General features: G+C 68.0%; 21 protein-coding genes. 4 read left to right on the top strand and 17 right to left on the bottom strand.

Going from position 1 to position 17,892, the window contains the following annotated elements:
* Window positions 1-273: 273 nt before the first annotated feature.
* Window positions 274-639: a hypothetical protein gene (locus tag AAYO93_RS13005; protein ID WP_345761606.1), complete on the top strand. Its 366-nt coding sequence runs from the start codon at window positions 274-276 to the stop codon at window positions 637-639.
* A 75-nt stretch (window positions 640-714) separates the two neighbouring features.
* Here the strand turns inward: AAYO93_RS13005 and AAYO93_RS13000 are convergent, their stop codons facing one another.
* The 4 genes from AAYO93_RS13000 to AAYO93_RS12985 form a co-directional block, all read right to left on the bottom strand.
* Window positions 715-1,488, bottom strand: a complete 774-nt coding sequence (locus AAYO93_RS13000) for a hypothetical protein (RefSeq protein WP_345761605.1) — start codon at window positions 1,486-1,488, stop codon at window positions 715-717.
* On the bottom strand, window positions 1,485-2,393 hold the full coding sequence (locus AAYO93_RS12995) for an ABC transporter ATP-binding protein (RefSeq protein ID WP_345761604.1): 909 nt from the start codon (window positions 2,391-2,393) through the stop codon (window positions 1,485-1,487). The genes AAYO93_RS13000 and AAYO93_RS12995 overlap by 4 nt, the downstream gene beginning before the upstream one ends.
* Window positions 2,390-2,752: a GntR family transcriptional regulator gene (locus AAYO93_RS12990; RefSeq protein ID WP_345761603.1), complete on the bottom strand. Its 363-nt coding sequence runs from the start codon at window positions 2,750-2,752 to the stop codon at window positions 2,390-2,392. Before AAYO93_RS12990 ends, AAYO93_RS12995 begins: the two co-directional genes overlap by 4 nt.
* A 98-nt stretch (window positions 2,753-2,850) precedes the next feature.
* Window positions 2,851-3,552 carry a hypothetical protein gene (locus AAYO93_RS12985; protein WP_345761602.1) on the bottom strand — a complete coding sequence of 234 codons (702 nt, stop codon included), beginning with the start codon at window positions 3,550-3,552 and terminating at the stop codon, window positions 2,851-2,853.
* Between the two features lie 34 nt (window positions 3,553-3,586).
* Between AAYO93_RS12985 and AAYO93_RS12980 the strand changes: the two genes are divergently transcribed.
* Both AAYO93_RS12980 and AAYO93_RS12975 read left to right on the top strand, forming a co-directional pair.
* Window positions 3,587-5,014 (top strand): amidase, encoded by a 1,428-nt coding sequence (locus AAYO93_RS12980; protein WP_345761601.1) that lies wholly within the window; start codon window positions 3,587-3,589, stop codon window positions 5,012-5,014.
* Between the two features lie 65 nt (window positions 5,015-5,079).
* Window positions 5,080-5,544 carry an SIP domain-containing protein gene (locus AAYO93_RS12975; protein ID WP_345761600.1) on the top strand — a complete coding sequence of 155 codons (465 nt, stop codon included), beginning with the start codon at window positions 5,080-5,082 and terminating at the stop codon, window positions 5,542-5,544.
* A gap of 123 nt (window positions 5,545-5,667) precedes the next feature.
* On the opposite strand, the gene AAYO93_RS12970 is transcribed toward AAYO93_RS12975, so the two are convergent.
* The 6 genes from AAYO93_RS12970 to AAYO93_RS12945 all read right to left on the bottom strand — a co-directional run bounded on the left by AAYO93_RS12970 (window position 5,668) and on the right by AAYO93_RS12945 (window position 10,781).
* Window positions 5,668-6,525, bottom strand: a complete 858-nt coding sequence (locus AAYO93_RS12970) for an SDR family NAD(P)-dependent oxidoreductase (protein WP_345761599.1) — start codon at window positions 6,523-6,525, stop codon at window positions 5,668-5,670.
* The gene (locus AAYO93_RS12965) at window positions 6,522-6,887 is read right to left on the bottom strand and encodes a Fe-S oxidoreductase (RefSeq protein WP_345761598.1); all 366 of its coding nucleotides are present in this window, start codon (window positions 6,885-6,887) and stop codon (window positions 6,522-6,524) included. The genes AAYO93_RS12970 and AAYO93_RS12965 overlap by 4 nt, the downstream gene beginning before the upstream one ends.
* A 1-nt stretch (window position 6,888) precedes the next feature.
* Entirely contained in the window at window positions 6,889-8,331 is a 1,443-nt protein-coding gene (locus AAYO93_RS12960; protein WP_345761597.1) for a dihydrolipoyl dehydrogenase family protein, read from the bottom strand.
* A 110-nt stretch (window positions 8,332-8,441) separates the two neighbouring features.
* Window positions 8,442-9,227 carry a crotonase/enoyl-CoA hydratase family protein gene (locus AAYO93_RS12955; RefSeq protein ID WP_345761596.1) on the bottom strand — a complete coding sequence of 262 codons (786 nt, stop codon included), beginning with the start codon at window positions 9,225-9,227 and terminating at the stop codon, window positions 8,442-8,444.
* A 31-nt stretch (window positions 9,228-9,258) separates the two neighbouring features.
* Window positions 9,259-10,119 (bottom strand): arginase family protein, encoded by an 861-nt coding sequence (locus tag AAYO93_RS12950; RefSeq protein WP_345761595.1) that lies wholly within the window; start codon window positions 10,117-10,119, stop codon window positions 9,259-9,261.
* 14 nt (window positions 10,120-10,133) lie between these two features.
* On the bottom strand, window positions 10,134-10,781 hold the full coding sequence (locus AAYO93_RS12945) for an NADPH-dependent F420 reductase (RefSeq protein WP_345761594.1): 648 nt from the start codon (window positions 10,779-10,781) through the stop codon (window positions 10,134-10,136).
* Between the two features lie 108 nt (window positions 10,782-10,889).
* Here AAYO93_RS12945 and AAYO93_RS12940 point away from each other — a divergent pair, with 108 nt between their 5' ends.
* Window positions 10,890-11,636 (top strand): gamma-glutamyl-gamma-aminobutyrate hydrolase family protein, encoded by a 747-nt coding sequence (locus tag AAYO93_RS12940; protein ID WP_345761593.1) that lies wholly within the window; start codon window positions 10,890-10,892, stop codon window positions 11,634-11,636.
* Window positions 11,637-11,642: 6 nt separating this feature from the next.
* On the opposite strand, the gene AAYO93_RS12935 is transcribed toward AAYO93_RS12940, so the two are convergent.
* The 7 genes from AAYO93_RS12935 to AAYO93_RS12905 all read right to left on the bottom strand — a co-directional run bounded on the left by AAYO93_RS12935 (window position 11,643) and on the right by AAYO93_RS12905 (window position 17,880).
* The gene (locus AAYO93_RS12935; protein WP_345761592.1) at window positions 11,643-12,266 is read right to left on the bottom strand and encodes a protein-L-isoaspartate(D-aspartate) O-methyltransferase; all 624 of its coding nucleotides are present in this window, start codon (window positions 12,264-12,266) and stop codon (window positions 11,643-11,645) included.
* A gap of 97 nt (window positions 12,267-12,363) precedes the next feature.
* A complete protein-coding gene (locus AAYO93_RS12930) occupies window positions 12,364-13,389 on the bottom strand; it encodes an N-acetylglucosamine kinase (RefSeq protein WP_345761591.1) in 1,026 nt (341 codons plus the stop codon).
* Window positions 13,386-14,657 carry a 6-phospho-beta-glucosidase gene (locus tag AAYO93_RS12925; RefSeq protein WP_345761590.1) on the bottom strand — a complete coding sequence of 424 codons (1,272 nt, stop codon included), beginning with the start codon at window positions 14,655-14,657 and terminating at the stop codon, window positions 13,386-13,388. The genes AAYO93_RS12930 and AAYO93_RS12925 overlap by 4 nt, the downstream gene beginning before the upstream one ends.
* Window positions 14,658-14,659: 2 nt before the next feature.
* A complete protein-coding gene (locus AAYO93_RS12920; protein WP_345761589.1) occupies window positions 14,660-15,565 on the bottom strand; it encodes a carbohydrate ABC transporter permease in 906 nt (301 codons plus the stop codon).
* Complete coding sequence (locus AAYO93_RS12915; protein ID WP_345761588.1) at window positions 15,562-16,542, bottom strand: carbohydrate ABC transporter permease; 981 nt, start codon at window positions 16,540-16,542, stop codon at window positions 15,562-15,564. Before AAYO93_RS12915 ends, AAYO93_RS12920 begins: the two co-directional genes overlap by 4 nt.
* Before the next feature lies 1 nt (window position 16,543).
* The gene (locus AAYO93_RS12910) at window positions 16,544-17,329 is read right to left on the bottom strand and encodes an extracellular solute-binding protein (RefSeq protein WP_345761587.1); all 786 of its coding nucleotides are present in this window, start codon (window positions 17,327-17,329) and stop codon (window positions 16,544-16,546) included.
* Entirely contained in the window at window positions 17,314-17,880 is a 567-nt protein-coding gene (locus AAYO93_RS12905) for an ABC transporter substrate-binding protein (protein WP_345761586.1), read from the bottom strand. The genes AAYO93_RS12910 and AAYO93_RS12905 overlap by 16 nt, the downstream gene beginning before the upstream one ends.
* Between the last annotated feature and the right edge of the window lie 12 nt (window positions 17,881-17,892).

The raw sequence follows: 17,892 nt of genomic DNA, 5'->3' as shown, positions 1-17,892 counted from the left end.
CGGGAAAGAAAGCAATCGGATCGTGGCGAGGCAGATGCGAAAACCGAGACCGGCAGGGACGAGACCTGCCGGTCTCGTCCATTTATTGGCGTCGCCGGTCCTCGCCCGGCGCCGCGTGGCTTCGCTGCGGCCCGGCGCGACGGCCCTTCCCTTCGCTGGTGCCGCGGGTTGTCCTTCGGGCCGCCCGGCGCCGCGTGGCTTCGCTGCGGCCCTTCGCTTCGCTGGTGCCGCGGTGGCGCTCGGCGCTGCGTTGAGCTGACGTAGCATCGGGGGATGCAGGAAGCGTCACTCGAACGGCCCGCGAAGCACACCCCGCTGCTGGCACTGGCCGGGGTCGTGCACGCCGACGTGGACACCACCTTCGCCACGCTCGCCGAACTCGTCACCCCCCAGGAGGGCCAGGTGACCCTCTTCCTCCGCGATGACGACACGCGCACACTCATCCTCCAGGGCGGCTGGTGGTACCGCGGCGAATACCGTGTGCTGCCGGACGAGCAGGGCAGCCGTGTCGAACACGAACTCATCAACGTCGCGCAGACCGCACACTGGGCGGGCGCGATCACCGGCCGCTCCGTCATCGCAGACGCCCCCGCCGCCTTCCAGCAGCTCCTCACCGACCTCGCCGCCCGCGTCGAATAGCGAGCACAGGAAAAGGCGGCCAAGAACCACATCTTTGGCCACCTTTTCCTGTGCTCGCCGAGCGAGCGACCCGGGTCAGGACTTGGGCGTCGCGCGCCGCAGCAGGAAGAACCCGGCGATGGCACCGATCGCCGTCGGCACGAGGAGCCAGGCGACCACGCCCGTCGTGCCGGTCGCGACGAACCAGGACCCGACGGCGCCCCAGTTGTCCGTGAAGGTGACGAGGGCGACCGAGCCGAGCAGGATGATCACCAGGATCGCGGCGGCGGTCAGCAGCCCGTTCACCTTCCAGCGAGTGAAGATGATCGCGCTCGTCGAGCCGACGAAGAAGCAGAACAGCAGCCCCACGAACACGGTGAAGAGCCGCTCCCACAGCGTGTCGCCGAAGTAGATCGAGGTGAACAGGTGGCCGCCGAGTCCCCATCCGTTCGTCCACTCCTCGACGTACGCCAAGATCGTGAACGCGATCGAGTATCCGGCCGCGAGCAGACCGAAGGTCAGCGAGGTGCCGAGGTAGAAGTCCCGTCGCGTCACGCTGAAACCGAGCGCGAACGGGAACGTCATGGCGAAGATCGTCACACCGAGCACCAGCATGTACACGAAGATGTAGAAGCCCGCCCCGCTGTACTGGGTGTGGTCGAGCGTCTCTGCGCGGTCGGCCGGCGCGGTTGCGGACCAGATGATCCACCAGATCGCGTAGTTCACGATCCAGATGAACGACATGATGATGATGGGCAGCCAGATCGTGGTCATCTTGTTGACCAGGTTCAGGCGGACGATGCGCCAGATGCGGCGGCCGGATGCGGGGGTCGTCCTGACGACGGCCTGGTCGGCGGTGTAGGTGGTCATGCGCTCTGCTCGAATTCTGTCGCCTGGACGTTGGTCTTGCGGACGATGAGTTGCTGCAGTGACACAGGTGAGAGTTCGAGTCCCGCAGCGAGGGCTTCCGCGCGCTCGCTGCGGCTCAGCGCGCCGAGTGTGACGGATGCGAGACCGCCGATACCTTCACGGTGCAGCACTTCGCGACCGACGGCGAACGCGTCGACGGCGGTGCGCGATCCGACGACCGTCGTCGCCGATCCGCGGACAGCGTCTGCCTCGTCGTCGATGATGATGCGCCCCTGATCGATGACGAGCACGTGTTCGAGCAGATTCGCGACTTCGTCGATCAGGTGCGTCGAGAGCACGACCGTGCGCGGATGCTCGGAGTAGTCCTCGAGGAGGCGGTCGTAGAAGTTCTGCCTGGCCACGGCATCCAGCCCCAGGTACGGCTCGTCGAAGAACGTGAGCGGTGCCCGGGACGCGAGGCCCACGATCACGCCCACCGCCGACAGCTGGCCTCGCGACAGCTTCTTGATGCGCCGGTTCAGCGGGAGTCGGAAGTCGTCGATGAGGCGGTCGGCGAATTCGGCGTCCCAGTTCTCGAAGAACCAGGGTGCGGCGCGGAACACGTGCTTGGGCATGTAGTCGTCGGGGTACCGCTGGCTCTCTTTGATGAAGCACACGTTCTGCAGGATCCGCGCGTTCTCGGCCGGCTTCTCCCCGAAGACGGCGATCTCGCCGCGGGTTGCGAAGTCCTGGCCGGTGAGCAGCTGCATGATCGTGGTCTTGCCGGCGCCGTTGCGGCCGAGGAGGCCGTAGATGCGGTTCGGTTTCACGGTGAAGCTGACGTCGTCGACAGCCGTGAACGAACCGAAACGCTTGGTGAGTCCGTCGACACGGATGGCCGGGGCGATGGAGGTGGTGGTGGTCATGCGCTGACCCCTTCCTTGTCGATCATTGCGGCGAGCTGCGCCGGGTCGATGCCGAGTTTGGCCGCTTCGATGAGGAGCGGACGGAGGTATTCGTCGCGGAACGCGTCGCGACGCTTGCTGATGAGGCGCTCGCGGGCGCCGTCGGCCACGAACATGCCGATCCCTCTCTTCTTGTAAAGGATTCCGTCATCGACGAGGATGTTGACGCCTTTGCCGGCGGTGGCGGGGTTGATGCGATAGAAGGCCGCGAACTCGTTGGTCGACGGCACCTGTGTCTCTGCGGGGTACACGCCGTCGATGATGTCGTTCTCGATCTGTTCGGCGATCTGAACGAAGATCGGCTTGCCTTCTTCGATCATGCGCTGCTCCCTGCGTCGGCTAACCTCATCGGTTAGTTACTCATGTAACTAACCAACCAGCCGACGCCGACTTTGTCAATACCTGATTCGGAGAAACCTCAGATGATGTTGATCGTGACGTCGTCCACGTAGAGGAGTCCGCCGATGACGGTGGCGAACAGGCAGGTGGCGAGGAAGAGCCCCGGATGCGCGAGGCCGACGATCAGCCGGCTGGTCCGCGGCGCCTCGGCGAGGAACGCCTTCGGGATGCGCGTGTGTGCGGGCCGCGCACGCCAGCCGCGCAGCCGCGACAGGAACCACGAGTAGCGCACCAGCAGCACGACCCACAGGAAGACGATGACGACAGGGGCCGACGCGACCAGAAGGCTGAGGCCGAGCCCGAGAGTCGTGAGCTCGTTGTTCTTCCCCTCCGCCTGCAGCTGCGATGCGATCGTGGCGCTGAGCACCACCGAGATGGTCCAGGCCAGGAAGGCGAACACCCAGCCGGCGAACCTCGAGAAGAAGTGGCCGAGCACGGACTCCGAGCGCCGCAGATGCGAATGGGGTGTCTGGCTGAGAACAGTGACCGTCGCCCCGAAGGTCGGGAGCACCGCGAAGATCGCGATGACGAACCAGATCCAGTGATGCCAGTTGAAATGGTCCGCCGGCACCAGCAGCAGGATCCAGACGGCTGCCCACAGCCATCCGGCCGTCAGCGCGTGGTCGACGAGCCAGTTCGGATGGCGTTCCTCATAGCGCGACGCGAAGCCGCCGACCGTGTACCGTGCGATCGCCTGTTCCACAGGTTCCTTCGCATCCATGCCCTCACTGTAGTTGCGCGGATAGTCTCTCAACATGGCTGAACTGCATGAGCTGACCGCCCTCGAACAATGGGAGGAGCTGCAGGCCGGCTCCGTCTCGCCGGTCGAACTCGCGACCCACTACCTCGATCGCATCGACCGCCTGAATCCCGAGCTGGGTGCGTTCGTGACGGTGACGAGGGAGGCTGCCCTCGAGCACGCAGAAGAGGTGACGAACGCGGTGCCGCGCACCGCTCCGCTCTGGGGGCTGCCGTTCGGCGACAAAGACCTCTGGCTCAGGGCGGGTGTGCCGGCCGGGTTCGGCTCGCGCCTGATGGCGGGCTACGTGCCGGACACGTCCGACGAGATCGTCGAGACGCTCGACGCGGCGGGCGGCGTCAGTCTCGGAAAGACGAATGCCCCCGAGTTCGGGCTTCCGGCCTACACCGAGAGCCTCGCGGCCCCGCCCGCTCGCAATCCGTGGAGCACCGACCTGGGTTCCGGCGGATCGAGCGGCGGAGCCGCGGTCGCCGTCTCCGCGGGTCTCCTGCCCTTCGCTCCCGGTTCGGACGGCGGAGGCTCGATCCGCATCCCGGCGGCGGCGTGCGGGCTGGTGGGCCTGAAGCCCACCCGAGGACTGGTCCCGGCCGGGAGCGGGATCGACTCGCTGGCCGGTCTCGTCGTCGACGGCCCGCTGGCGCGGACTGTGGCGGATGCTGCCCTCCTCCTCGACGGAATGATCGCCCGGGTGCATGGCGCCATCGACCACCACTACACGCTTCGTGCCCCCGATGACGACGACGGGCCGCTTCTGGGCGCGGCGATCCGCGGGGAGGGGCGCTTCCAGCTGGGGGTCATGACGACCTCGGCGTGGGACGACGCGTACGAGATCACCCTCGACCCTGCGGCTCTCGCCGCCCTCGATGAGGCCGTGCTGGCCTTCGACGCGCTCGGACACGGCATCGAGCAGACCGCTCTCGAGCACGATGAGACGTACGCGCCCGCCTTCCGCACGATCTGGCAGGCGGGCGCTGCGCGCATCCCGGCCGAAGGCGACCGGCTGGACCTGCTCGAGCCGCTCACGCACTGGCTCGTCCTGCGCGGTCGCGAGCTCTCTGCCCGGCAGCTCAGCGAGGCGCTGTCGGCGCTGACCGCCTACGAACGCTCACTGATCCGTCAGCTGTCGGGGTTCGACGCCGTGCTGACCCCGGCGATGGCGATGACCCCCCGGCCGCTCGGCTGGTTCGATCATGAGGACGGCGAACGCAACTTCGCCCAGCAGGTGCAGTACACGCCGTTCACGTCGATGCTCAATGTGAGCGGGCTGCCTGCGATCGTGCTGCCGGTCTCGCAGACCGATGACGGTCTTCCGATGGGCGTGCAGCTGATCGGGAGGCCCGGCGGGGAGGCGACACTGCTCGCACTTGCCCGCCAGCTGGAGCGGCGCATCCGCTGGGATCGGCGCCATCCGCCCGTCTGGTGAGTCGGCTGAGGATCGGCTTCGTGCTCAGAATTCCTTAGGTAAGGCATGCCTATACTGAAGGCGATATGTACCGGCCAGATCACGCGAAGCACACCGAGACGACGGCGCACCACGATGATCGGGTGCAGTACCTCGTCGTCGGCGACGAGTCGTCGCTCGCCGAGCTCGAGAGCGAGCTCGCGCTCCTTCCGCTGTGTGCGCGCGGCCGCGTCTTCATCGAAGTCGAGCGGCCCGAGGACGTCTCGGTGCTGTCGACTCCGCTGCGCATGACGGTCACCTGGCTTCCGCGTGCCGCCCGCGCCGGCGCACCCGGCACCGGCGAGCCCTGCCGCCGCGGCCAGGCCGCCCAGCGTGCCGTGAAAGCCTGGACCGCCGAGATGCTCTGCGACGGACCGGGGGAGACCCACGCGATCCTCGCCGGCGGGTACGCGCTGGTCGCCGACGTCTACGATCACCTGGTCGACGGGATCGGAATGCGCTCCGACGTGGTCTCGGCGCCGTCCGCGTTCCGCCTCCGCGCATCCCACTGACGGCGGCGCGCCCCGCCCGCCGTGCGGCCTGCCGAGCGCGTCAGTTCCGGACGAGAGCGCCCGGCACGCGTGCCGCGCTCGACCGCACGTGACGCCCTCGGCGCAGCGCGGCGGATGCGAGCGTCAGGCGACGCCCGTGAGCTGCGCTGAGAGCGACCACAGGTCGCGCCCGAGTTGCGCATCCCGTGCCTGCGCACGCATCCGCCCGTTCGCCTTGAGCTCGTCGAAGTAGGTTCCGCTCGGCGCGCCGACCGGCAGGTCGCCTGCCAGCGCGATCAGCGGCACCGCGCCCGCGTCGGCCGGGATGCCGTAGTTGCCGCGGGTCACCCAGTTGCCGAAGCGGATGAGCCCGCTCGACCGCCCGAAGCTGGTGACGACCGTGCCCGGATGGAACGAGTAGGCGTCGACACCCGTTCCGGTCAGCCGTTCTGCGAGTTCGCGGATGAACAGGATGGTGGCCAGCTTCGACGTTCCGTAGGCGCGCCAGCCGCCGAGCCACGGGCGCTTCTCCCAGTCCAGATCGTCGAGGCGGATGTGCCCGAAGAGGTTCGCCAGGCTCGCGGTCGAGACGACGCGCGGTGGCCGCTCGCCTTCTGCGGTGTCCTGAGCCGTGGCGATCAGTCGCGGCAGCAGCAGGTTCGTGAGCAGGAACGGGGCCAGATGGTTGCTCTGGATCGTGCGCTCGTGCCCGTCCGTGGTCGCTTCCCGGCGGGAATGGAGTCCGCCGGCGTTGTTCGCCAGGACGTCGATGCGCTCGTAGCGGTCGAGCAGTGCGTCGGCGAGACTGCGCACGTCATCGAGCCGGTCGAAGTCGGCGAGGAACGCAGTACCGCCGACCCGTTCGGCCACAGCGCGGGTCCGTTCGGGATTGCGCCCGACAACGGCCAGGTCAGCGGCCTGCTCCGCGAGACGCTCTGCGGCGACAGCGCCGATGCCGGAACTCGCCCCGGTCAGGACGATCGTTCGCTTGCGCGCGCTCACATGTAACCGCCCTTCTGGAGGCCGGCTTCGATCTCGAACCGGTTCTTCAGCGGATTGCGGCCCGCGGCCAGGTAGAGCAGCGGAAAGATCATCCCGTACCGCTGCCACTGCCGCTTGTGCACTGCTTCATGCTCCATGACGTCGTCGCTGACGTTCTGCGCGGTGAGATAGCAGCTGCCGACGCACGACCCGCCGCGGCCGAACGACCAGGCCGGCAGTCCACGGAACACGAACAGCCCGGCCCTGCGTTCGATCGGCCCGGTGCTCCAGATGAAGCCCCAGACCAGTCCGACTGCAGTCGCATAGAGATAGCCGAGGCGGCTGATCGCAGAATCGAACAGCAGGTCTTCAAGCCTTTTCACATCACTCCGTCGGTCGTCCGTAGGTTTCGAGCAGCCGCAGCCAGACTTCACTGAGCGTCGGAAACGACGGTACGGCGTGCCAGAGGCGCGAGAGCGGCACCTCGCCGACGACGGCGATCGTGGCCGAGTGGAGGATCTCGCCGACGTCCGCTCCGACGAACGTCGCGCCGAGCACGACCTGCCGGTCTTCGTCGACGATCATGCGGGCCTGTCCCACGTAGTGGTCGGCGGCGATGCTCGCGCCGGACAGCCCGCTCATGTCGTAGTCGACCACGCGGATGCGGTGGCCGGCCTTCTCGGCCGCAGCGGCGGTCAGCCCGACGGATGCGACTTCCGGATCGCTGAATGTCACTTGCGGGACCGCGGAATGGTCCGCAGTGGCGACATACGTCGTCCATGGCTCCGTCGAGAGCGTGCGCCCTTTCGCACGCGCCGCCATCGCATCCCCCGCGATGCGCCCTTCGTACTTGCCCTGATGGGTGAGGAGCACGCGGTGCGCGACATCGCCGGCGGCGTACAGCCATTCGATCGGGGACCCGTCGGCGCCGATGACCCGCATCGTGTCGTCCGTCTCCAGCCAGCCGCCGGATTCGAGTCCGACGAGTTCGAGGCCGAGGTCGCCGGTGCGCGGAACGCGGCCGACCGCGACGAGGAGCTCGTCGGCCTCCAGGGTGTCGCCGTTGTCGAGTTCGATGCGCACGGTGTCGGAGGCGGTGCGTTCGACGCGCCTGACCCCGGTGTGAAGGTGGAGCGTCGCTCCGAGGCCCTCGAGCGATTCGCCGACCAGCTCGCCGGCGAACGGTTCCTCTTTCGACAGCAGTGTGGTGCGGGCGATGAGGTCGACGCGTGTTCCGAACCCGGCGAACGCGGTCGCGAGTTCGACGCCGACGACACCGCCGCCGAGGACGGCGAGACTCGTGGGAACGTGTTTCACGCTGGTCGCGTCGTGGCTGGTCCACGGCCGGCTCTCCCGGAGGCCCGGGAGATCGGGAAGCATGGCGACTGAGCCGGTGCACACGGCGATCGCATGCGTGGCCGTGAGCGTCGTGACGGTGCCGTCTGCGGCCGTGACGGTGACCTCGCGAGGTGCCGTGAGAACCGCATGACCGCGCACCAGGTCGATTCCGGCGCTCGTGAGCCACTCGACCCCTCCGTCGTCCGTCCAGTCGCTCGTCATCCAGTCGCGACGTTTGAGCACGGCTGACACATCGAGCTCGCCGGTGATCGCCTCGCGCGAACCGCCGACCCGGCCCGCTGCCCGCAGGAGGGCGCCGCTGCGCAGCAGTGTCTTCGACGGCATGCACGCCCAGTACGAGCATTCGCCGCCGACGAGTTCGGCCTCCACGACGACGGTGCGCATTCCGCTCTGGGCGGCGCGGTCGGCGACGTTCTCTCCGACGGTGCCTGCTCCGATCACGATCACGTCGTATTCGGCTGCGTTCATGAGTTCTCCTTCACGGTGTCGGTTCCGGTTCCGGTGTCGGCGTTGTCACGGTCTCGGTGTCACGCCGAGGGCTACTGTACGCTCGGCGTCCGAACGACAGGTGGCGTCCCTCAGCGCCCGACGAATTCGGCTTCGGTCCGCCGCAGGAACGCCTCCATGCCGATGCGTGCATCCTCGGTCTGCGCCAGACGGGCGAGCGCCGGCTGGAGTTCGGTCTCGGCCGCGGCGTCGCCTTCGCGGATCGCCTGCTTGGCGTTGGTCAGGGTCGCCTGGACGGCGAGTGGCGCCTGGGCTGCGATGCGCTCGGCGATCGCCAGGGCGCGGTCGAACTGCAGGCCGTCGGGGACGACTTCCTGCACGAGCCCGATCCGGTGCGCTTCCGCGGTGTCGAAGGTGTCGCCGGTGAGGATCCAGCGCATGGCGTTGCCCCAGCCGACGGCCCGCGGAAAGCGCAGGGTCGCCCCGCCGAAGGGCAGGATGCCGCGCGTCACCTCGATCTGCCCGAACCGGGTCGACTCCGCCGCGACGGCAACCTCGCTGGCGAGCATCAGTTCGATCCCGAGAGTGAGGCACGTACCCTGCACGGCGATCACGACCGGTTTGGTCAGTCGTTCACCCGAGACCTGCCACGGGTTGATGCCGCCTTCGGTCACGTAGTCGATGCCGTCGGCTGTGATGCGCGGGCCGAGGTCGGCGAGATCGAGACCGGCGGTGAAGTGGTCGCCCACGGCGTAGACCAGGCCGACGCGGAGGTCCGGGTCGTGTTCGAGTTCTCCGTAGGCGAGGGCCAGCTGCGTGAGGAGCTCGAAATCGGCGGCGTTGCGCTTGTCGGGCCGGTTGAAGCCGATGAGCAGCACGTGCCCGCGACGTTCGGTGAGGATCCTGGGTTCGGTCATGCTCCGAGGCTACCGCCGCGGACCGCAGCGCTCACCCGGCCGCGTTGGCCTGGAGCGGGGCCGTCAGGGCACCGAGCACCCGCAGGATGACCGCGAGGTCGGCGGAGGCCGCGTCGACCGATTCCGGCGCGAACTCCGTGAGCGCGGCGCCCGCGAGTTCGAACCGGCCGCGTACGGCGCGGATCACGTCGCACAGTTGTTCCGGCTGCACGCCGAACGGCTCCGGGAAGCCGATCCCGGCGACGGTGGCCGGGTCGAGCACATCGAGGTCGACGTGGAGATAGACCGAAGATGCGCCTGCCGCTTCGATCGCGGCGATGACGATCGCCGGATCGGCCAGGTCGTCGACGCCGAGCACGCGGATGCCCGCAGAGTCGACGTAGGCGCTCTCGCCGTCGTCGAGGGCGCGCGTGCCGGCGAGGATCACGTTCGAGGGCGACAGTATCTCGGCGCCGGTCGACGCGAGACCGTCGGGGGCGTCGCCGAGGAGGGCGCGGAGGACCATGCCGTGGAAGGCGCCCGATGGCGACGTCGCCGCATCGTTGAGGTCTCCGTGGGCGTCGAACCAGATGAGTGCGACCTCGCCTGCCGGCCGCGAAGCCACAACGTGTTGCACGCTGCCCAGGTCGGCTGCGCAGTCGCCGCCGATCGTGACGACCGGACTTTCGAGCGCGCGTAGTTCCGTCTGCGCGGCGTCGCGGATGGCGAGGAGCGCGGAATACCGATGCACGCCGGTCTCGAGTTCCTCACCGGCCTCCATCGGAACGTCGACGACGTGGGTCGCCGAAGCGGGAAGGTCGCCCTGGATGGCCGCCGCTCCGTCGATGAGCCGCATCGCGCGCGACGAACCTGAGCCTTGCCATTGGGGTATCACCAGGAAGCGTGCAGCCACGTGCCCAGTCTGCCCTACATGTCGCGGTAGCGCTTGGCTGAAGCGAGTGCTTCGCGCAGTTCTGCCGCAGTCAGCCGGGCACCGTACGACGGGGTGTCCTTCTGGTACCGCCAGCCTTCCGACAGCGGACCGGCATCCACCACGTCGAAGCCGATGCTGTCGATGAAGGCGGTGACGGCGGCTTTCGCGTCGGCGTCGTCGCCCGCGATGGCGAGCGCACGCCGGTCGGGGTTTCCTGCGGGCAGCCCGTCAGCGGTGAGTGCGGACGCGAAGATGTTGTTGAACGCCTTGACGACGTGCGCGCCCGGCAGCTGCTCCTGCAGCAGCTCCGACACCGTCGTGGTCTCGTCGTCGAGCGAGGCGATCTGTCCGTCGCGCTGCGGATAGTAGTTGTTCGTGTCCATCACCGTCTTGCCGTCGAACGCGTCGGCCGGCAGGGTTCCGATGTTCTTCAGCGGCAGGGTCACGACGACGAGATCGGACTCCCGCGCCGCATCCGCGACCGTCGCCGCGCGAGCCGACGGTCCCAGTTCGTCGACGAGCTCGGCCAGGGTCTCCGGGCCACGGGAGTTGCTCACGATGACGTTGTAGCCGTACGCGACGCCGAGGCGCGCGAGCTGGCTTCCGATGTGTCCTGCGCCGATCAGTCCGAGAGTGGTCATGTCAGGTTCAACGACGGCGGGCGCCCCGGTATTTCGAATCCGGTGCCTGTGTTTCGGGGTGTTACACGTCGGATGCGCGGTCAGCGCACCGCAGGCACACTGGATGTCATGCCCGCATCCCGCTCCCTCGCCGTCATCGAGGTCACGCGTTTCCGGGCACACGATCCGGCCTACCACGACTACGTCCAGGTACTGATCGGCCGCACCATCGCGCTCGCCGCGGAACTCGGCTGGAAGGTCGATCGCGTCGCAGCGGCGGACCTCGGGCCGGCCTCGTTGCTTGCGCAGACCGACTCCGCCGACGCCGTCGTGATCATGGGCGGCGAGGACATCGCGCCGGAGTTCTATGGCGGCGACACCGGCTACGAGGGCGAGAGCGCCCATTTCCCGTCCGCAGACGAAGGCCAGATCGCCGTCGTGCTCCGCGCGCTCGACCGCGGCACGCCTCTCCTCGGCATCTGCCGTGGCCACCAGATCATCAACGTCGCCCTCGGCGGCACGATCGTTCAGCACCTGGGCGACTCGACAGCGCACAAGAACCACGGCGCCCCGATCGAGGAGATCATGGCGGCGCACCCGGTCGAGCTCACAGCCGGAAGCTCCATCTCCGGGCTGCTCGGCCCAGACCCGGTGCGGGTCCAGAGCGCGCACCACCAGGCGGTCGCGACGCTGGGCGACGGTCTCATCGCGGTCGGCCACACGCCCGATGGCGACATCGAGGCGATCGAGCACGAGAGCGCGCCGATCGTCGGCGTCCAGTGGCATCCGGAAGACCCGGGCGCCCCGGTCGGCCAGCTCGCCGCACTGCTCGCATCCCTCGACCGCGTTCCGGTCGCCGTGCGCGCCGCGGCCTGACGAGCCTCAGCCGTCGACCGGCCAGGCCTGGGCGCCGAGGAGCGGTACGAAGCTGACCGCTCCGAGGTTCTCTTCGCGCAGCCGGCCATGGGTGTCGAGCGTGAACGCGGCGAGATGCTGGGATCCCCTGGGCGAACCGATCGGCATCACGATGCGGCCACCCGGCGCGAGCTGCTCCACCCAGGCATCCGGCACCGAGGGCCCGGTCGCCGCCGCGAGCACGGCGTCGTACGGGGCGCCGTCGGGCCAGCCCAGCGAACCGTCGCCTTCGATCACCTCGACGCGATAGCCGAGTCCGCGCAGACGGGTCGCGGCGCTTGCGGCCAGGCGCGGCTGGCGTTCGATGCTGTAGACGCGGTCGGCCAGTTCCGCCGCCACCGCGGCCGCGTAACCCGAGCCGGTGCCCACATCGAGCACCACGTCGTCCGGCCCGATCCGGGCGCTCTCGACCATCAGCGCGACGATGTACGGCTGCGAGATGGTCTGCCCGTCACTCAGCGGCAGCGGCCGGTCCTCGTAGGCATAGTCGACGATGTCGAGAGGGACGAATTCGTGTCTCGGCACGCGACCCATCGCATCGAGGACCCGCGGATCCCCGATCCCGCGCGGGATGAGCTGGCGCTGAACCATCCGGCGCCGAGCGTCGTCGTATGCCGTGAGATCCTCCCTCCTTCCGATTAGACCACCGGGTCGCGGAATCAGGAAGGTGTCCCACCGCCGGATGCGCTCAGCCGGCCACCGAGAACGACGCCTGGCGGAACGAGAGCTCCGCGCGCGCCGTCGCCAGGGCATCCCGGCCGGAGCCGACCGCCTCGAGGGCGAGCAGCCCGGCGCCGAGGATGGGCGCTGCCGTCACGAGTTCGACGTGGGCGAGGGGTGCGCGCGCAGCCAGTCCGCGCTCGATCCCGCCCATGAGCCGTTCGTCGCGTGCGCTGATGACGCCGCCACCGAGGACGAGCGGCGTCGGCCGGTCGAGCAGGTCGAGCTTGCGGAGCGTCGTCTCTGCGAAGGTCACGATCTCGTCGGCCTGCCGGTCGACGAGCCGACCGGCGACAGCATCCCCTTCACGGGCTGCCCGGAAGACGGCCGGGCTCAGCGCCGAGAGCTCGGCATTCGCGAGGCGCCCGAAATGCATCGCCTCGATCACGGCCTGCACGTCGGCGAGTCCGAATGTTTCGGGAACCGCCTTGACGAGGGAGGTGGCGGGCCCGCGCCCGTCGACGGCGCGCGCGGCATGCCAGAGCGCCTTCTCGCCCAGGTGCCAGCCGCCGCCCCAGTCGCCGGAGATCATCCCGAGCGACGCGTAGCGTGCGACCGTCCCGTCCGCCCGGACCCCGACGCAGTTGATGCCGGTCCCGCAGACGACGGCGACCGCATCCGCCTCGTTCGTTCCTGCGCGCAGCAGCGCGAACAGGTCGTTGTCGACGATCGCCGGACGACCGCCGGAACCGGAGGCCCAGCTGAAGCCCCTGATCGAACGGGAGAAGGCATCCACTTCGGCAGGAAGGTCAAGACCCGAGAGATAGATGTTCGCCTGGAGCAGCGGTCTGCCGTCGGTCTGCGCCGCGATCTCGCCGACGAGCCCGTCGATGAGGGCGATCGTCGCATCGACCCCGATGATGTGCGGGCTGGAGGTCGCCGCACGCGCCGTGGCGAGGACGTGGCCTGCGAGGTCGAGAGCGACAGCATCCGTCTTCGATCCGCCGCCGTCGACAGCGAGGACGATGCCGTCCTGGCTATCCGCCGCGCTCATCGTGCCCACGCCAGGTGCTCGCGATTACGGGCGAGCAGAAGGTCTGTGAGCTTCTCCGCCTTGTCGTACTGGCCGACCAGGGGATGCGCGAGCAGCGCCCGGACGACCCGGCCGCGCCCACCGTGCACGGCGGCGTCCAGCGCAAGCCGCTCATACCCGGCGACATGCGAGATGAGACCCGCGATGTCGGCAGGGAGGGGTTCGACCGGAAGCGCGGTGAGCCCGTCCGTGCCGACGACGGCCGGTACCTCGATCACGTGGTCGTCCGGCAGGAACGGCAGGGTGCCGTCGTTCCGCAGGTTCACGATCTGCGTGTCTCGACGGTTGGAGGTCAGGGAGGCGATGAGGTCCACGGCAGCCTCAGAGTAGAACGCGCCGCCTCGCTTGGCCAGCGCATCCGGCTTCGTGTCCACCGACGGGTCGGCGTACAGGTCGAGCAGCGCGCGTTCGACCTCCTGCACGGCTTCTGCGCGGGTGGGCGCGCCGAGCTGCTCCCTCAGGACCTCGTCGTGCGCGTAGTAGTACCGCAGGTAGTACGACGGCACGCTTCCGAGCATCGAGATCAGCGGAGCCGGAAGCTCGATCTCCTCGGCGAGCTGGTCGAGGTCGGCCGCGAGGAGGGCAGGCAGCGCGTCGTGGGTTCCGCTCGCATCGGTCACGTATGCGGCGCGTTCCCACGTCAGGTGGTTGAGCCCCACATGGCCCAGCGTGATCGCCGTGTGGTCGACGCCCAGCAGGCTCGCGAACCGGCGCTGGAATCCGATGGCCACGTTGCATAGCCCGACCGCACGGTGGCCCTCCTGCAGGAGTGCGCGGGTGACGATCCCGACGGGGTTCGTGAAGTCGACGATCCACGCATCCGGCTTCGCATGCGCACGGACCGTCTCGGCGACCCGCAGGACCACCGGCACCGTGCGCAGTGCCTTCGCGAATCCGCCGGCGCCCGTCGTCTCCTGCCCGATGCACCCGCATTCGTGGGGGAAGGTCTCGTCGCCGTGGCGAGCCGCCTGGCCGCCCACGCGCAGCTGGATGAGCACGGCATCCGCATCCGACACCCCGGCAACGAGGTCCTGTGTCGCGACGATCCGCCCCGAGTGACCCGCAGCGCGGAACATCCGTTCGCTCATCCCGCCCACGAGCCTGAGTCGCTCCGGGTCGGTGTCGACCAGCCAGAGCTCCTCGATCGGAAGCAGTTCGCGCATGCGGGCGAACCCGTCGATGAGTTCGGGGGTGTAGGTGGATCCTCCACCGACGACTGTCAGTTTCACGGCTATCCCTTCACGCCGGTGAGTGTGATGCCCTCGACGAAGACGCGCTGGGCGAAGAAGAAGATGATCACGACAGGGACCGTGACGAGGATCGTCATCGTCATCGTGAGCCCCCAGTCCGTTCCGTGAACACCGCGGAACGATGCGAGACCGTACGCGACCGGCCAGTTGTCCGAGTTCTCCGACGTGTAGAGGAGCGGTCCGTAGTAGTCGTTCCACGAATTGAAGAACATGAAGATGGCGGTCGCCGCGATCCCCGGCTTCGCCATCGGGATCATCACCCGCCAGAGCACCCCGAACTCGCCGCAGCCGTCGATGCGCGCAGCATCCGCGTACTCGCTGGGGATCGTCAGGAAGAACTGGCGCAGCAGGAAGATCGAGAAGGCGTCCCCGAGGAGGTTCGGGAGGATGAGCGGCCAGAGGGTCCCGGTCAGGTTCAGCTGCGACCACATCACGTAGATCGGGATGGCGGTGACCTGCGGCGGAAGCAGCATCGCGATGATGATCGCCGTGAACAGCACGTTCGCGCCACGGAACTTGATCTTGGCGAGCGCGTAGGCGGCCGGCACTGAGGACAGCAGCATGAACGCGGTCGCGAGCACAGCGTAGAGCGCGGAGTTGCCGAACCATTGCAGCAGCGGCACCGTCTGGAACACCGTGAGGTAGTTGCTCCACACGAACGGCTGAGGCCAGAGGGATGCGGTGAGCGTCTGGTCGCTCGACATCAGCGAGGTGAGCACGACGAAGACGACCGGTGCGATGAACACCACGGCCAGCGCCACCAGTAGCGTGTGTTCGGCGATCCAGCCCAGGAGCCGTCGGCCCCGCAGCGGGGGAGTGTGGCGCTTCGGCGGGGGCGGCGATGCCGGCGGCTGAGCGGGTCGCTCGGTGAGCGTTGCGGAGGTCATTGTGCGCCTTCCGGGGTGAACGCCTTGAAACGGCGGAGCAGGAAGATGAGGATCACGCTGGAGACGATGAACAGGACGACCGCGAGCGCCGACGCGTACCCGAGCTGGTAGGTGCTGAAGCCGCGGACGTAGAGCCACTGCGTGTACGTGAGCAGCGACTGGTCCGGGTATCCGATGTTCGTGCCGATGCCTTCGCCGACGACCGCCTTGCCCGACGCGACGCCCGACGCGACCGCCGCCTCGGTGAAGTACTGAACGGCGGCGATCACCCCGGTGACCAGGGCGAAGAGCAGCACAGGCCCGATGCTGGGGATCGTCACGTAGCGCACCTGCTGCACGCCGTTGGCGCCGTCGAGGGATGCGGCCTCGTACTGTTCGCGGGGCACATCGAGCAGGGCGGCCAGGAAGATGATCATGATGTCGCCCATGACCCAGATGCCGAGCAGCGTCAGCGACGGCTTCGACCACGCTGGGTCGTTGAACCACAGCGGTCCCTGGATGCCGAACACCTTGAGGATCTGATTCACCGGTCCGGTCCCCGGGTTGAAGAGGAACACGAACGCGACGACGCTGGCGACCGGTGGGACGAGAGCGGGAAGGTAGAAGATCGTCCGCCAGACGCCGGAAGCCTTCTTCGCCCGGGCCAGGAGACCCGCGATCAGAAGCGCGAAGACGAGTTTCGCCGGCACCCAGAACACGATGAACCAGAGGGTGTTGACGGTCGCCGTCCACACGTTCGGGTCCTGTGTGAACAGGTAGACGTAGTTGCGCAGACCGATCCACTGCGGCGCCGACACGAGGTCGAACCGGGTGAACGAGTAGTAGACGGATGCGATCAGCGGGTAGACGAAGAAGATCAGCAGGCCGAGGAGGGCCGGAGTCAGAAGGGCGAGCGTCGCCAGCTTCCGCTTCCTGCCCGCCCGCGAGGAGCGGCCGGCGGTGGCCGCCCGCCCCTCGCGTGTGGTCGTCGAGGTCACGTCACGGACCCGAGACGAGAGCGAGTGCGTCGTTGATCTGCTTGTCGACGCTCTTCAGCCCGGACTGGACGTCGCCGCCTTCGCTCTGGTACTTGTTCCACCAATCCTGGAAGGACTGCTGGTAGCCGGCACCGAGCGGGCTCGCCGGAGTGGTCGCGACATTCTTGTTCGCCGCGACGTCGAGGAACGTCTTGTACTGGTCCGAGACCTGGAGGTCGGGCGAGTTGAGCGCATCCGTGGTGGTCGGAACGTTCTTGAGCCCGTTGGCGAGCTTGACCACGGCTCCGGTGTCGGTTGTGAGGTACTTGAGGAGCGCCCACGCCAGCTCGGGGTTCTTCGACCCCTTCGAGATGCCGATGATGTTTCCGGTCATGTAGCCGCCGCCGTACAGTTCGGTGTGGTCGTCGGCGGTCGGGAACGGTGCCGTTCCGTAGTTGAGGTTCTTCGCCTGGTCGTCGATGAACGCGGTGCGATATTCACCGTCCAGGTTCATGGCGACTTTGCCCTTCTGGAAGGCGTTGTCGGCGGAGAACTCCTGACCGAGGCCGGACGTGAACGTGTTCAGCTTGTCCCAGCCGATCTTGTCGACGAACGCCTTCTGCCAGTTGATCAGCTCGGTCCAGCCCGGGGAGGAGCTGATCGCGCTGGTTCCGTCGGCCTTCAGCCATTCGGCACCCGCCGCGGGGCCGTAGTGCGCTGCGGCGTTCTCGTACCAGCCCATCGTCGGGTTGAATCCGAGGGTCTTGATGGAACCGTCGGGGTTGTACGTGGTCAGCTTGTCGGCCATCTTCTCGAGTTCGGACAGCGTCTTCGGGGAGCGCTGAACCCGGCCGCGCTGAGGAGATCCTTGTTGTAGAAGAGGCCGTAGACGTCGGCGAGCATGGGCATCGAGCAGCGGTTGCCCTTGTACTCGGTGTAGCTCTTGACGGTCGGCGAGAATTGGCTCATGTCGACCTTGTCGCGCTCGATCACATTGTTGAGGCTGCGGAACGCGCCCGTCGAGCAGAAGTTGCCGACGATGTCGGTCGAGTACGAGGCTCCGACGTCGACCTTGCTCCCGGTCGCGATCGCTTTACGGAGCTTCTCGTCGTCCTGACCGGAGTGCACCTCGACTTTGATCTTGGGGTACTTCTTCTCGAAGTCGTCGACGACCGACTGGATCGCCTTCGCCTCGCGGTCGGAGAAGAAGTGCCAGAACGAGACGGTGCCCGACAGGCTCGACGGCGCCGTCGACTGGAAGGCTGTGCTGCTTCCCCCGCCGGAACACCCGGCGAGGGTCAGAGCCGCGGCCGCGGTGACCGCGACTGCAGCGATGATGTGGCGGGAACGGTGTTTCACTGTGTATTCCTC

Source organism: Diaminobutyricibacter sp. McL0608 (assembly GCF_039613825.1).
In the GTDB taxonomy this organism is placed as follows: Bacteria; Actinomycetota; Actinomycetes; order Actinomycetales; family Microbacteriaceae; genus Diaminobutyricibacter.
Note: the sequence above shows the minus strand (reverse complement) of the source record. Positions and strands in the feature narration are given on the sequence as shown.